Origin of the sequence: Pseudomonas sp. RW10S2 (genome assembly GCF_014268985.1) — a bacterium.
Taxonomy (GTDB): Bacteria; Pseudomonadota; Gammaproteobacteria; order Pseudomonadales; family Pseudomonadaceae; genus Aquipseudomonas; species Aquipseudomonas wayambapalatensis.
Window position 1 is genome coordinate 16146 of the sequence record NZ_JABWRO010000065.1, and the last position, 14189, is coordinate 30334.

Annotated in this window: 15 protein-coding genes; 9 read left to right on the plus strand and 6 right to left on the minus strand. The window is 63.3% G+C overall.

Annotated features, from left to right (window positions below; all coding sequences use genetic code 11):
* Position 1 precedes the first annotated feature (1 nt).
* From HU729_RS15225 to HU729_RS15235, 3 genes are all read left to right on the plus strand, one after another.
* The gene (locus HU729_RS15225) at positions 2–1159 is read left to right on the plus strand and encodes a phosphatidylserine/phosphatidylglycerophosphate/cardiolipin synthase family protein (protein WP_186710823.1); all 1158 of its coding nucleotides are present in this window, start codon (positions 2–4) and stop codon (positions 1157–1159) included.
* A 79-nt stretch (positions 1160–1238) separates the two neighbouring features.
* On the plus strand, positions 1239–1817 hold the full coding sequence (locus HU729_RS15230; protein ID WP_186667305.1) for a DJ-1/PfpI family protein: 579 nt from the start codon (positions 1239–1241) through the stop codon (positions 1815–1817).
* Positions 1818–1935: 118 nt separating this feature from the next.
* On the plus strand, positions 1936–2526 hold the full coding sequence (locus HU729_RS15235; protein ID WP_186710824.1) for a GNAT family N-acetyltransferase: 591 nt from the start codon (positions 1936–1938) through the stop codon (positions 2524–2526).
* A 95-nt stretch (positions 2527–2621) separates the two neighbouring features.
* Here the strand turns inward: HU729_RS15235 and HU729_RS15240 are convergent, their stop codons facing one another.
* On the minus strand, positions 2622–4145 hold the full coding sequence (locus HU729_RS15240) for a fumarate hydratase (RefSeq protein WP_065864229.1): 1524 nt from the start codon (positions 4143–4145) through the stop codon (positions 2622–2624).
* Positions 4146–4386: 241 nt separating this feature from the next.
* Between HU729_RS15240 and HU729_RS15245 the strand changes: the two genes are divergently transcribed.
* Positions 4387–5307 carry an iron-sulfur-binding ferredoxin reductase gene (locus HU729_RS15245; RefSeq protein ID WP_186710825.1) on the plus strand — a complete coding sequence of 307 codons (921 nt, stop codon included), beginning with the start codon at positions 4387–4389 and terminating at the stop codon, positions 5305–5307.
* A 102-nt stretch (positions 5308–5409) separates the two neighbouring features.
* Here HU729_RS15245 and pyk read toward each other — a convergent pair whose 3' ends face one another.
* Entirely contained in the window at positions 5410–6864 is a 1455-nt protein-coding gene (gene pyk, locus HU729_RS15250) for a pyruvate kinase (protein WP_054893799.1), read from the minus strand.
* A gap of 238 nt (positions 6865–7102) precedes the next feature.
* On the opposite strand from pyk, the gene HU729_RS15255 reads away from it, so the two are divergent.
* The 3 genes from HU729_RS15255 (at position 7103) to sbcB (ending at position 9446) form a co-directional block, all read left to right on the plus strand.
* Positions 7103–7486 (plus strand): tetratricopeptide repeat protein, encoded by a 384-nt coding sequence (locus tag HU729_RS15255; protein WP_186667302.1) that lies wholly within the window; start codon positions 7103–7105, stop codon positions 7484–7486.
* A 114-nt stretch (positions 7487–7600) separates the two neighbouring features.
* Positions 7601–7960 carry a PilZ domain-containing protein gene (locus HU729_RS15260; protein ID WP_186667301.1) on the plus strand — a complete coding sequence of 120 codons (360 nt, stop codon included), beginning with the start codon at positions 7601–7603 and terminating at the stop codon, positions 7958–7960.
* Positions 7961–8009: 49 nt separating this feature from the next.
* Positions 8010–9446: an exodeoxyribonuclease I gene (sbcB, locus tag HU729_RS15265; RefSeq protein WP_186710826.1), complete on the plus strand. Its 1437-nt coding sequence runs from the start codon at positions 8010–8012 to the stop codon at positions 9444–9446.
* A 57-nt stretch (positions 9447–9503) separates the two neighbouring features.
* Here the strand turns inward: sbcB and mvaT are convergent, their stop codons facing one another.
* Positions 9504–9881, minus strand: coding sequence for a histone-like nucleoid-structuring protein MvaT (gene mvaT, locus HU729_RS15270; protein WP_186667299.1), 378 nt, complete (start codon positions 9879–9881; stop codon positions 9504–9506).
* Positions 9882–10185: 304 nt separating this feature from the next.
* Here mvaT and purU point away from each other — a divergent pair, with 304 nt between their 5' ends.
* Both purU and HU729_RS25865 read left to right on the plus strand, forming a co-directional pair.
* Complete coding sequence (purU, locus tag HU729_RS15275; RefSeq protein WP_186667298.1) at positions 10186–11037, plus strand: formyltetrahydrofolate deformylase; 852 nt, start codon at positions 10186–10188, stop codon at positions 11035–11037.
* A gap of 15 nt (positions 11038–11052) precedes the next feature.
* On the plus strand, positions 11053–11286 hold the full coding sequence (locus HU729_RS25865; protein WP_238343260.1) for a hypothetical protein: 234 nt from the start codon (positions 11053–11055) through the stop codon (positions 11284–11286).
* Here HU729_RS25865 and HU729_RS15280 read toward each other — a convergent pair.
* The 3 genes from HU729_RS15280 to HU729_RS15290 are packed head-to-tail and all read right to left on the minus strand — an operon-like array spanning position 11192 to position 14059.
* On the minus strand, positions 11192–12184 hold the full coding sequence (locus tag HU729_RS15280; RefSeq protein ID WP_186710827.1) for a lysylphosphatidylglycerol synthase transmembrane domain-containing protein: 993 nt from the start codon (positions 12182–12184) through the stop codon (positions 11192–11194). The two genes, HU729_RS25865 and HU729_RS15280, sit on opposite strands and share 95 nt — an antisense overlap.
* Positions 12181–12945, minus strand: coding sequence for a DUF2334 domain-containing protein (locus HU729_RS15285; protein ID WP_186710829.1), 765 nt, complete (start codon positions 12943–12945; stop codon positions 12181–12183). Before HU729_RS15285 ends, HU729_RS15280 begins: the two co-directional genes overlap by 4 nt.
* Complete coding sequence (locus tag HU729_RS15290) at positions 12938–14059, minus strand: glycosyltransferase family 1 protein (RefSeq protein WP_186667295.1); 1122 nt, start codon at positions 14057–14059, stop codon at positions 12938–12940. The genes HU729_RS15285 and HU729_RS15290 overlap by 8 nt, the downstream gene beginning before the upstream one ends.
* Positions 14060–14189: the final 130 nt, after the last annotated feature.

Sequence of the window (14189 nt, forward strand, 5' to 3'; positions counted from 1 at the left end):
CATGCCAGGGCCGGTCTTCCCCTGGCGGGATGGCAACCAGTTCGAACTGCTGATCGACGGCCCCGAATTCTTTCCCCGCATGCTCATGGCCATCGTGCGCGCCGAGCGCCAGGTCGATCTGGAACTTTACCTGGTGGAGGCGGGGGCCTGTGCCGATGCGGTGGTCGAGGCCCTGGAGTCTGCGGCCGCGCGTGGCGTGCGCGTGCGTTGCCTGTTCGACGATTATGGCGCCCTGGCCTTCCCTTCGGCCTTGCGTCAGCGTTTGCAGGCCGCCGGAGCCGAACTGCGCCTATACAACCGTCTGCGCTGGCGCCGGGGCCTGCGCAACCTGTACCGCGATCACCGCAAGCTGCTGCTGGTGGACGAGCACTGGGCGGTGGTGGGTGGCACCGGCGTGACCGATGAATTCTGGACACCGGGCCAGGAGGCGAGCGAGTGGCATGAAGTGATGGTGCGTATGGAGGGACCGGTGGTGGCCGATTGGCAGCTGCTGTTCGACCGACAGTGGCACGCCAACCACCGTCGCACGGCCTGGCGCCCGCCGGAAAACTTCGGCCTGTCGCGCCTGCCGAAGATGCCGGCGCAGGGCGAGGGCCTGGGCCGGGTGGCCTACGCCGACGCGCGCCAGCACCGCGATATTCTGCATTCGCTGGTCCGTGCACTGAACAGTGGGCAGCGTCGCATCTGGCTGGCGACGCCGTATTTTCTGCCAACCTGGAGCGTGCGCCGGTCGCTGCGCCGGGCGGCGCAAAAGGGTATCGACGTGCGCTTGCTGCTCACGGGGCCACGCACCGACCACCCTTCGGTGCGTTACGCTGGCCATCGTTACTACCCGCGTTTGCTGCGCGCCGGGGTGCGGATCTTCGAGTACCAGCCATGTTTCCTGCACCTGAAGATGGCCGTGGTCGACGACTGGGTCAGCATTGGTTCGTGCAACTTCGACCACTGGAATCTGCGCTTCAACCTCGAAGCCAACGTCGAAGCCCTCGATCCGCCGCTGACTGCTGCGGTGCTGGCCAGTTTCACGCGGGACTTCGCCTTGAGCGAGGAGGTCGATCTGGATCACTGGAAGGCCCGGCCGCTGTGGCGGCGGGTGCAGCAGCGGATCTGGGGCTGGCTGGATCGGCTGGTGGTGAATCTGCTGGATCGTCGCAACTGAGACCTGCGCCGTATATCGTTCATCGACAAAGCGGACTATCGTGCAGTGATTGTTCCCTGCAAACGAAGGAGTGGATGCGATGACGGCGAAGAAGATTCTCATGCTGGTGGGCGACTACGTCGAAGACTATGAAGTGATGGTGCCGTTCCAGGCCTTGCAGATGGTTGGCCACACGGTGCACGCGGTGTGCCCTGAGAAGATCGCCGGGCAGACCGTGCGCACGGCCATTCACGACTTCGAGGGCGACCAGACCTACAGCGAGAAGCCTGGGCACAACTTCGCCCTCAACTTCGATTTCGTCCAGGTGCGTGCCGAGGGCTATGACGCGCTGCTGATCCCCGGTGGGCGGGCGCCGGAGTACCTGCGTCTGGACGAGCGGGTGCTGAAACTGGTCAAGGAGTTCGACCAGGCGGGCAAGCCGATCGCGGCGGTGTGCCATGGCGCACAGTTGCTGGCGGCGGCAGGGGTGCTCGAAGGGCGTGCGTGCAGCGCCTATCCTGCGTGCGCGCCTGAGGTGCGGTTGGCCGGGGGACGGTTCGTGGATATTGCCATCGACCAGGCGCATGTGGATGGCAATCTGGTGACGGCGCCCGCTTGGCCGGCGCATCCGGCCTGGTTGGCGGCGTTCCTCAAGGTGTTGGGGACGCGTATTGCCTGATCTGGCAGCGGTTCTGGAGAAATACCTGTCGCGCAGGGGAAAGGGCTCATGTCGCAGCCGATGATAGGGTTTCCCCTCAGGCCCGGCTTGGCCGGGCGCGACAGAACGACTGCTCCGCATGGAAATCCGCCTGCTTCACGGCGCTGCCATCGCGCCTTACATCGATGATATCGCTCGCCTGCGCCTGACGGTGGTCCGCGAGTTCCCCTATCTTTACGACAGCACGCCGGCGTACGAGGCTGACGGTCTTCGCCGCTATATCGACTCCGAGCGCAGCCTGGCGATCCTGGCGATGGACGAGGGGCGGGTGGTAGGCGTTTCCACCAGCATGCCGCTGGGCGACAAGCCTGAGGCTTTCCGCCAGCCGTTTTTCGAGCAGGGACGCGATCCGCGCACCGTCTATTATTTCGGCAAGTCGGTGCTGCTGCCGGCTTATCGCGGGCGAGGGCTGGGCGTGCGCTTTTTCATCGAGCGCGAATCTTATGCGCACAAGCTGGGTGGCTTTCATTACTGCGCATTCAGTGCCGTCGAACGGCCCAATGGCCATCCGCGCCGGCCAGAAGACTACAAGCCGCTACACGCCTTCTGGCGTAATCGAGGGTTTCTGCATCAGCCTTCGCTGCGTGCGTCGTGTGCGTGGCGGGATCTGGGCGAGCCGGATGAGTCGGACAAGACGCTGTCGTTCTGGCTCAAGGATCTGTTGCTGTGATCCTGTGCTGAAACAGCAGCGCCCCGTTCGCGGGCAAGCCCGCTCCTGCAAGGAGTGGGCTTGCCCGCGAACGGGGCGCCGTGATTACCGCAGTCTTACTTCACTTCAACAGCCAGGCTCTGGGCAATCTTGTTCTGCCACAGCGCAGGGCCGGTGATGTGCACCGACTCACCCTTGCTGTCCACCGCGACGGTGACCGGCATGTCCTTGACGTCGAACTCGTAGATCGCTTCCATGCCCAGCTCGGCGAAGGCCAGGACCTTCGACTTGCGGATGGCCTGGGCCACCAGGTACGCGGCGCCGCCAACGGCCATCAGGTACACGGCCTTGTTGTCCTTGATCGCCTCGATGGCGGTCGGGCCACGCTCGGATTTGCCGATCATGCCCAGCAGACCGGTCTGCTCGAGGATCTGGCGGGTGAACTTGTCCATCCGCGTGGCGGTGGTCGGGCCGGCTGGGCCGACCACTTCGTCACCGACCGGATCGACCGGGCCGACGTAGTAGATGAAGCGGCCTTTCAGATCCACCGGCAGCTCTTCGCCACGGTTGAGCATCTCGACCATGCGCTTGTGCGCAGCGTCGCGGCCAGTGAGCATCTTGCCGTTGAGCAGGATGGTCTCGCCCGGTTTCCAGCTGGCGACTTCTTCCGGGGTGATCTCGTCGAGGTTGACGCGACGCGCGCTCGGGCCGGCTTCCCAGACGATTTCCGGGTAGGCATCCAGCGACGGCGCTTCCAGCTCTGCCGGGCCGGAGCCGTCGAGCACGAAGTGGGCGTGACGGGTGGCGGCGCAGTTGGGGATCATGCACACCGGCAGCGAAGCGGCGTGGGTCGGGTAGTCCATGATCTTGACGTCGAGCACGGTGGTCAGGCCGCCCAGGCCCTGGGCGCCGATGCCCAGCTGGTTGACCTTCTCGAACAGCTCCAGGCGGATCTCTTCGATGCGGTTCTGCGGGCCGCGGGCTTTCAGTTCATGGATGTCGATGGATTCCATCAACACTTCCTTGGCCATGACCGCGGCTTTTTCGGCAGTACCGCCGATGCCAATGCCCAGCATGCCAGGCGGGCACCAGCCAGCGCCCATGGTCGGGACGGTCTTGAGCACCCAGTCGACGATCGAGTCGGACGGGTTGAGCATGGCCATCTTCGACTTGTTCTCCGAACCGCCGCCCTTGGCTGCGACGTCGACTTCGACCTTGTCGCCGGGCACGATGGAGTAGTGGATCACCGCCGGGGTGTTGTCCTTGGTGTTCTTGCGGGCACCGGCCGGGTCGGCCAGGATGGAGGCGCGCAGGACGTTTTCCGGCAGGTTGTAGGCGCGGCGCACGCCCTCGTTGATCATGTCGTCCAGGCTCATGGTCGCGCCGTCCCAGCGCACGTCCATGCCGACGCGCACGAACACGGTGACGATACCGGTGTCCTGGCAGATCGGGCGGTGGCCGGTGGCGCACATGCGCGAGTTGATCAGGATCTGGGCGATGGAGTCGCGGGCAGCGGGCGATTCTTCACGCAGATAGGCTTCGTGCATCGCCTGGATGAAATCGACGGGGTGGTAATACGAGATGAATTGCAGGGCGTCGGCAACGCTCTGAATCAGGTCGTCTTGCTTGATCACGGTCATGCAGCGCGCTCCTCTTAAAGACGGGAACATTCGTAAAGGCATCGACACCGCCGACCAGCGCGTCGAAAGGCCTTGCAAGGCGCACCGGCAGGTCAGGCCGGCACAAAAAGGGCGCGGCAGTATAGCGCGGCTGCCCGTGGGAAACACCTGCGCGTGGTCTGGACCTTGGTCTGCCGCTGCCAGGCATCGTTCTTGCTGGCGTTCTGTACAATGGCAACAGACTCCAGGAGACCTTTCGTACATGCCCGATCTTCGCGTGGGCGAGCGCCGCATCAGCGTTCCGACCGGCAGCAACCTGCTCGACGCCCTCAACGGCGTCGGCCTGAACGTGCCTTACAGTTGCCGGGCCGGCAGTTGCCACGCCTGCCTGGTACGGTGCGTCGATGGCGAGCCTGAGGATGCCTTGCCCGAGGCGCTGCAGGCCGACAAGCGCGAGCAGGGCTGGCGCCTGGCTTGCCAGTGCCGGGTGACGGCTGATCTGCAGGTTATGGTGTTCGATCCGCAGCGTGATGGTGTGCCGGCGCGGGTGTGCGCGCTGGACTGGGTCGGCGATGTGCTGCGCTTGCGACTGAAGCCTGCGCGGGCGTTGCGTTATCAGGCGGGGCAGCATGTGGTGCTGTGGCTGGGCACGGTGGCCCGACCTTACTCGCTGGCCAGCCTGCCGGGGGAGGATGATTTTCTCGAGTTCCATATCGACTGCCAGCGGCCGGGTGCGTTTTGCGATCTGGCTCGGGGCTTGAAGATCGGTGACTCGTTGAGTTTGGGAGAGTTCAGAGGGGGCGCGCTGCACTACGACCCCGACTGGCAGGACAGGCCGCTGTGGTTGCTGGCGGCAGGTACCGGCCTTGCCCCGCTGTGGGGTGTTGCGCGGGAGGCTTTGCGCCAAGGCCATCGGGCAGGAATAAAGGTCATGCATGTGGCACGCGATGATGCCGGGCACTACCTGCAACCCGCGCTGCAACAGACGCATGGCATCGATACCGAATACGTGCTGCAGGAGCATCTCGAGGAGGCGCTTGCGAGATTGCGTCCGACCTCTCGCCAGACCATCGCCTTGCTCTGCGGGTCGCCCGTGAGTGTCGAGCGCTTCGCTCGCAGATTGTTCATCGCCGGCGTGCCAAGAAACCAGGTGCTGGCTGACGTGTTCGTCGAGCATGCCTGACTCTCTGGCAGCACCATGCCCCATCGCGGGCAACCCAAAAAAAAGACCGCTCCTGAGAGCGGTCTTTTTTGCTGACCTGAAGTCGTTGCTACAACTCAGGCATCAACCGACCAGCGGATCACCCACGTGCAGGATCTTCATGCCGTTGGTGCCACCGATGGTGTGGTAGCTGTCACCCTTGGTCAGGATCACCCAGTCGCCCTGTTCGACCAGGCCACGCTTGAGCAGCTCGTCGACAGCCGCCTGGCTGACCTTGTCGGCCGGCAGCGAAGCCGGATCGAAGGCGATCGGGTAGACGCCGCGGAACATCGAGACGCGGGCCTGGGTCGCGCGGTGCGGCGACATGGCGAAGACCGGCACATGCGAGCGCAGGCGCGACATGATCAGCGGGGTGTAGCCGCTTTCGGTCAGGGCGATGATCGCCTTCACGCCAGGGAAGTGGTTGGCGGTGTACATCGCCGCCAGGGCGATGCTCTCGTCGCAGCGCTCGAAGGTGGTGTGCAGGCGATGGCTGGACTTCTGGTTGGTCGGGTGCTTTTCGGCGCCCAGGCAGATGCGCGCCATGGCTTGCACCGCTTCGATCGGGTACGAGCCGGCGGCGCTTTCGGCCGACAGCATCACCGCATCGGTGTTGTCCAGCACGGCGTTGGCCACGTCGGAGACTTCGGCGCGGGTCGGCATCGGGTTCTGGATCATCGACTCCATCATCTGGGTCGCAACGATCACCGCTTTATTGTTGCGGCGAGCGTGCTGGATGATCTTCTTCTGGATGCCGATCAGCTCGGCGTCGCCGATTTCCACGCCGAGGTCGCCACGGGCAACCATCACGGCGTCGGAAGCCGCGATCAGGCCGTCGAGGGTTTCGTCGTCGGCAACGGCTTCGGCACGCTCGATCTTGGCCACCAGCCAGGCGCTGCCGCCGGCTTCGTCACGCAGCTTGCGTGCGTATTCCATGTCCTTGGCGTCACGCGGGAAGGAGACGGCCAGGTAGTCCAAGTCCATTTCCGCGGCCAGTTTGATGTCGGCCTTGTCTTTTTCGGTCAGGGCCGGTGCAGTCAGGCCGCCACCTTTGCGGTTGATGCCCTTGTGGTCGGACAGTGGGCCACCGACGATCACCACGCAATGCAGCGCGTCGGCGGTAGCGGTTTCGACGCGCATGACCACGCGACCGTCGTCGAGCAGCAGCTCGTCACCTACACCGCAGTCCTTGACCAGGTCGGGGTAGTCGATGCCGACGATATCCTGGTTGCCTTCGGTGAGCGGGTGAGCGGTGGAGAAGGTGAACTTGTCACCGATCTTCAGTTCGATGCGCTTGTTGCTGAACTTGGCGATACGGATCTTCGGACCTTGCAGGTCGCCCAGCAGTGCGACGTGGCGGCCGTTCTTGGCGGCGATGTCGCGGATCAGGCGGGCGCGGGCCTTGTGCTCGTCCGGAGTGCCGTGGGAAAAGTTCAGACGTGCCACGTCCAGGCCGGCGAGGATCAGTTGTTCGATCACTTCCGGCGAGTTGCTGGCGGGGCCCAGGGTGGCCACGATTTTGGTACGGCGGATGGTCATGCACAGACTCCTATGTTGAAGCGCAGCGAAAGGCTACTCCTCAATTGCGCTGTAGTCATTGTTCCGTTGCACTACCTTGCAGGTTGGCGAGAGGGCGATTGCACCGTCGGCACCACCCTACAAGCAGGAGGTTGCAGGTAGACGCTCGGCGCCGCGCGTCAGCTGGATGAAGCGTGCATCGGCACGCTGAAGAAATCGGGGCGCAGGCCGATATACTGGCCATCAAAGGAGAATTCCCATGCGAGCCCTGATCGTGTTAACCATGGCGGCCAGTGTCGTCGGCTGCACCCGTTGGTCCATGGACCACCACCTGAACAATGCCTACCGCGCGTACGATCGTGGCGATTGCCAGCGGGTGATGCTGGAACTGTCGCAAGTCGATCGCACCAGCCGTGCCCGTCCGTTCATCCATCCGGAAGTGGCGATGCTGCGTGGCCAGTGCCTGGAGCGGCAGAAACTCTATGTCGATGCAGCGCAGACTTACCAGTTCCTGATCCAGCGCTACCCGCAGAACGAGTACGCCTACCGTGCCCAGGCGCGCCTGCAGACCCTGGAGCAGCTCGGCCATCTGCGCGGTGAGCCGGCGGTGACCAGCCCTGCGCCGACTACGCCTTTGCGTTAATACCAAGGTGACAATGATTTCATCCGGGCCGTCGCTCAGGCTAAGCTAGGCTGTAAAGTAGGTGTAACGCTCACCGCCAGTACCTGGTCTTCCTGGCATAAGGTACGGAGTATCATGTTCATCGAACGTCAGATCGACCGTCATCAACTGCCTTACGTGCTCAAGGTTTTCAACCGGTTGACCGATCAGGAGATTGGTTATCTGGGGAATGCCTCCGAGGATGGGCTCATGGTGATCAGCCAGCTCCCGATCATGGTCGGACCGGATTTCGATCTGCAGCTGCGTGTGCCGCTTGCAGGCGGGGGCCATCAGTTCATCAATCTCACCGCCAGTTGCCTGTGGAGCCGCGAGGACCAGACCCCGGGGCATTTTGATGCTGGCTTCATGCTATTGCAGGCGCCGCGCGAGTACGACGAGTTCGTGCGCTCGCTGCGCGACTTCTTCAGCTTCAAGCCGATGAACGAGTCGGCCTGAAGGCGTTCCTCCGGTAGACTCGTCCGCGAACTTTGTACAGGACGACACCGTGAGCTCCAGCATCTTCTGGCACGACTACGAAACCACCGGTATCAACCCGCGCTGCGACCGACCGCTGCAGGTTGCAGGCGTACGCACCGATTTCGAGCTCAACGAGATCGACGAACCGGTCAACCTGTATTGCCGCCCCTCCGACGATATCCTGCCGCACCCCGCCGCCTGCCTGGTGACGGGCATCACCCCTGAGCAACTGATGGCAAAAGGCTTGGGGGAAGCGGAGTTCATGACCCGGGTGCATGAACAGTTGTCGCGCCCCGGCACCTGTGGCGCAGGCTACAACACCTTGCGCTTCGATGATGAAGTCACCCGCTACAGCCTCTACCGCAACTTCTTCGATCCCTACGCCCGTGAGTGGCAGGGTGGCAACAGCCGCTGGGACTTGATCGACGTGATGCGTACCGCCTATGCCCTGCGCCCGGAAGGTATCGTCTGGCCGCAGCAGGACGGACGCACCAGCCTGCGCCTGGAGTTGCTGAGCAAGGCCAACAAGATCGATCACGGCCATGCTCACGAGGCATTGTCCGATGTCCGCGCCACCATCGCGTTAGCCCGCCTGGTTCGCCAACGCCAGCCCAAACTCTATGACTGGTTGTTCCAGTTGCGTAGCAAGCACAAGGTCATGGAGCAGATTCGCCTGCTTCAGCCACTGGTGCATATCTCCGGGCGTTTCTCCAGCGAGCGTAGTTACCTGGGGGTGGTATTGCCGTTGGCCTGGCACCCGCGTAATCGCAATGCACTGATTGTGTGCGACCTGCACATGGAAAACTCGCCTTTAATAAGGGAAAGTGCCGAGGTATTGCGTTCGCGTTTGTACACGCGGCGCGAGGAATTGGCTGACGGGGAATTGCCGGTTCCGCTGAAGTTGGTGCACATCAACAAATGTCCTGTGGTTGCGCCATTGAGCGTATTGCGCCCGGCCGATCAACAGCGACTGGGTCTTGATATGTCGCTTGTTCAGTCTCGAGCCGATCAATTGATTCAGCAGCAAGACGCTTGGCGGGACAAGCTGGAGAGCCTCTACAGCGCAGATGAGTTCGCACCCAGCGAAGATCCCGAGCAACAGTTGTACGAGGGATTTCTCGGGGATCGTGATCGTCGCTTGTGTGAACAAGTTCGTTTGAGCGATCCGCGACAGTTGGGGCAGGGGCACTGGATGTTCGATGATGCACGCATGCCTGAGCTATTGTTCCGCTACCGGGCGCGCAACTTTATCGACACCTTGAACGAACAGGAGCAACAACGCTGGCACCGCTTCTGCCAGCAGCGCCTGAGCGATCCGCGCCTGGGAGCGCCCAACACCCTGGGCGATTTCGAGCAGGCGGCGCAGGCCCGTCTGGTCGATACGGACGATGCCGGGCGGCAGGTCCTGGAGGCATGGCTTGCACATGTCCGTACACTGCGAACGCACTATGCGTTGGCAGAATAAATAAAAACGCCGGCGATGAGCCGGCGTTTTGCTGAAGCCTTAAGGCAGTTGCCGGGATCAGCCCAGCAGGGTTGCCCAGCTTTCAACCACGTCACCACCCCACTTGGCTTTCCATTCTTTCAGGGTCTTGTGGTTGCCGCCTTTGGTTTCAATCACTTCACCGTTGTGCGGGTTCTTGTATTGCTTGACCTTGCGAGCACGTTTGGTGCTGGTGGTCTTGGCGGCGCCACGGGGTGCCTTGCTCAGTTTGGATTCCGGGTCGAGCAGGGCAATCACGTCACGCAGCGACTTGGAGTATTCGCCCATCAGTGCGCGCAGTTTGCCTTCGAATTCCAGCTCTTTTTTCAGCTTGTCATCTTGCGACAGGTTGGCGAGGCGAGCTTGAAGTTCCTTGATGGCTTCTTCGGTGGCGCGGTATTCGTTGATCAGGGACATGGAGTGTTCCTTGGTGAATGTACAGAGAGACAGTGGGCCAATAATAGACAGGCAATACTCGCAAGTAAACAATTAATAAGGGGCTCAAATGTCAAATCATTTTGAAGCAACAATAACAGCGCTTCGGTAAAGAAAAATTTACATGTTGCGTCTCTGTGCCTCGTCAATCCTCATCCGCCTGCTTGCGGGTGCTCAGAGTCTGCATTGAGCTGCCACGCAGGAGCGCGCAGGCCAATGGTTACTGCCTTTTTCACGGCAGATGGCTAGAATGTGCGCCTTTGCGAAGTTTTCCGGAGTCTCATCCATGCGCACCTACCGTCTGACGATTGCCTGTCCCGACCGCGTCGGCATCGTGGCAAAAGTCAGTAACTTCCTGGCCTTGTACAACGGCTGGATCAACGAAGCCAGCCACCACTCCGACGAGCAGAGCGGGTGGTTCTTCATGCGCCATGAAATCCGCGCCCAATCCCTGCCATTCGGTATCGAGGCCTTCCGCGAGGCCTTCGCGCCGATCGCCGAAGAGTTCTCCATGAGCTGGAACATCACCGACTCGGCGCAGAAGAAGCGCGTGGTGCTGATGGCCAGCCGCGAGTCGCACTGCCTGGCCGACCTGCTGCACCGCTGGCACACCGATGAACTGGACTGTGATATCCCGTGCGTGATTTCCAACCACAACGACCTGCGCAGCATGGTCGAGTGGCACGGTATTCCGTTTTTCCACGTGCCGGTCGATCCGAAAGACAAGGCCCCGGCCTTCGCCGAAGTTTCGCGCCTGGTTGCCGAGCATGGCGCTGATGTAGTGGTACTGGCGCGCTACATGCAGATCCTGCCGCCACAGCTGTGCCAGGATTACGCCGGGCGTGTGATCAACATCCACCACAGCTTCCTGCCGTCGTTCGTCGGCGCCAAGCCCTACCACCAGGCTGCATTGCGTGGTGTGAAGCTGATCGGTGCCACCTGCCACTATGTCACCGAAGAACTGGACGCAGGTCCCATCATCGAGCAGGACGTGGTGCGTGTGAACCACGCCGACAGCATCGAGGACATGGTCCGCTTCGGTCGTGACGTGGAGAAGATGGTGCTGGCCCGCGGTCTGCGCTATCACCTGGAAGACCGCGTGCTGGTACACGGCAACAAGACCGTGGTCTTCGACTGACCGGAGCCTGCACAGATGGCCGATCCGCGTGACAAGGCTGGTGCCCAGCCACCGCCGACACTCGGTGAAGGCTGCCTGGCGCGCTACGACCCCGAGGCGTTGAGCGATGAAGACGGCACCGAGTTCGAAGGTGCCGCCGAGCTCTGGGAGCAGCTCAACCCGCCTGACGCCGCCAGCGCTCCAGCAACGGACGCGCCAGCAGACAGACGAACACCGGCCCCCCGGCGAGCAGATAGAAGTAATAAGTGACGGCGCGCCAGATCAGGATCGCCGCCGCTGCTGTCGAGCTGCCCACCAGTGGCGACAGCAGGGTCGCCGACGTCAGCTCGGCGGCCCCTGCGCCGCCTGGCAGCAGGCTGAACTGGCCGGCACTGAGCGAGAGCATCTGCACCAGGAAGCTCGGAATCCACGACAGCTCTACCCCCAGCCCCCTCAATACCAGATACAGCACGCTGTAGCGCAAGCTCCAGTGCGCGCAGGTGAGGGCGAATACCAGCGCCAGCGTGCGCTTGGGCAGGCGCCAGGTGTCGGCCAGTGCCCGGGTGAAGCGTAGCAGCGTGCGCGCCCAGCGCCGCCGACGGCCGGTCGACAAACCCAGGCATTGCAGCAGTCGACCGTTCCTGCGCATCACGCCACGCCGGTAGCGCAGCAGCACGACGATTGCCGCCAGCGCGCCACACAGCAAGGCGGCGCTGCCCAGCAGCATGCTTTCCTGGCTGCGACCCAGGCTGTGGAACAGGGCGTAGCCGGCGATTGCCAGCATGGCGCAGAAGAAGAACAGCAGGTCGTTCAACTGGTCCATGGCGAACACCGCGCCACTGCGGGCCGGGCCAATGCGTTCGCGGGCCAGCAGTGTCATCAGGGTCAAAGGACCTCCGCTACCGCCGGGGGTGGTGCAGATGGCGAACTCAGTCGCCATTACCACGCCCAGGCTGCGTACCCTGCCCAGTTGTGCACCCTGCTGGCCGAGCAGCAAGCGCAGGCGCACGGCGTTGATGATCCAGCACAGCAGGATCATGCCCAGCAGGGTCGCCATCAGCCCTGGGTCGAACGTCTGCAGGCGCGGCAGCAGTTGGCTGCCGCCCAGAATGCCCGGAACCAGCACCGCGAGCAGCAGCGTCAGCCCCAGCCAGGCGAGGCGGTTCATGGGCAGGTCCTGCGCTCCAGCCAGGCGGATTTGGTCAGAGGCTCACGCCCTTGCTCGATCAATTCACGCAGGGTGCGCAACCAATAGTTGCGTGCGCTGGCATGGCGCATATCCACCGGATGCAGGCCCAGGCGCAGGGTTTCGGCCTGGCGCCAGCGCCGGGCTTGCCAGTCACAGAGCACCCGTGACAGACCGCGGCGCCATGCACTGCGGGCGCTCCAGACCAGCCCGGGAGCTTCGATCGCGGTGAAGTCCGGCAGCCGATAAAGGTGCTGCGGTGTGCTGGTGTAGCGCAGCGGCAGGCCGCGCAGGGCCTGGCGGGTGCCTTCGCTCATCAGCCAGGCGGGCGCGACGAAGCCTGCGACTGGCCAGCCCTGGCGGGCGAACAGGGCCAGGCCAGCCTCCAGGCGTTGCAGGGCTTCGCGCTGCTCCAGCGCATAGAACTCGCCCTCATGGGTGTAGATCCGGCGCATGAAGTACTCGGCAGGCCCGCGTGGGGCAGGGCCATCGTCGGCGTGGTAGAAACCGTGCAGTGCCAGCTCGTCGCCGCGCGCCAGGCGCCTATCGAGGAGACGGCAGAAGTCCGGGGAGCGGGCCAATGCGTTGCGGTGGTGGAAGTCCGGGACCACCAGCCAGGTCATGGGCACGTCGCCCATTGCATCGACGGCTTCGACGAAGGGACGGTAGTCGGGCCAGGTTTCGGGCGCCACATCGTGCAGCACCAGCATCAGGCTACGCGAATCGGCGGGCGCTTCACGCATGGGCGCGTACCTGTGGCGACAGGCCAAGCACGGCCTGGTAGTGCAGCAACAGGCCATCGACCACGCTATCCCATGAGTAATGCTGCTCCACATGGCGACGGGCCTGGGCGCCTAGGGGGCGCACGCCGGCTTCGAAGATTTCGCGCACTGCCCCGGCCATTGCCTGGCTGTCGTTGGCCTGGCACAGGCGCCCGCACTGGTCGTTGACGATCTCGCCGAAAGCCCCGGCGCGCACGGCGACCACCGGTGTGGCGCTGGCCATGGCCTCGAGTATCACCAGGCCAAAGGTTTCCTGGTCACCGGCGTGCAGCAACAGGTCGGCACTGGCGAGCAGGCGGGCCACTTCATCAGCGGGGCAGAAGTGGTCGATCACGCTGACATTGTCCGGCACGTTGGCCGGCATGTTCGAGCCGACCAGCAACAGGTGGTAATGGCGACCCAGGTGGCCCATGCACTCGAGCAGCACTGGCAGGTTCTTCTCCCGCGAGCCGCGACCGGCGAAGACGAGCAGACGAGTGGTATCGGGAAGGCCGAGCTGGGCGCGCAGGTGCGGGTCGCGCCTGTCGGGGTGGAAGGTATTCAGGTCGACTCCCAGGGGCTGTACATGCACATCGCGCACGCCAAGACGGCGCAGTTTGTCGGCCATTACCTGGCTCGGCGCCAGCACCCGGTCGAAATTGCCGTAGAGCTTGCTGACATAGGCTTCGACATTGGGGGTGAACCAGTTGCCCATGCGGTTGCTGACCAGCAATGGCAGGTCGGAGTGATAGAAGCCGATCACCGGCACGTCCAGCTTGCGTCCCGCCTCAAGGGCGGCCCAGGCGGTGAGGTAGGGATCGCCAACCTCGATCAGGTCAGGCTTGAGATCGCGCAGCACGTTGCACCAGGGCGTCAGGCGTACCGGAAAACGGTAGCCCTTGCCGAACGGCAAGGGCGGGGCTGGCACCTGGTAGATGCCATTGGCATCACGGGCGCTGGGGCCGGGGATCAGAAGACTGTGGCGTACGCCGGGCATGGCGTCGAGGCGATGGTGTTTGGCATCAAGATAGGTCCGTACACCGCCGCTGGCCGGGGCGTAGAACATGGTGATGTCAGCGATGTGCACGATCAGCATCCCTCCGGGATCGTCTTCGGGTCTGTCATCCGGCGGTAACAGACCGACGGTGACGCGCCTAAAGGTTGACCTTTATGAAGGATAGTTTGTTCGATCGGGATTGGGCGGCGGGACGTCCTGGCTTGCCCGC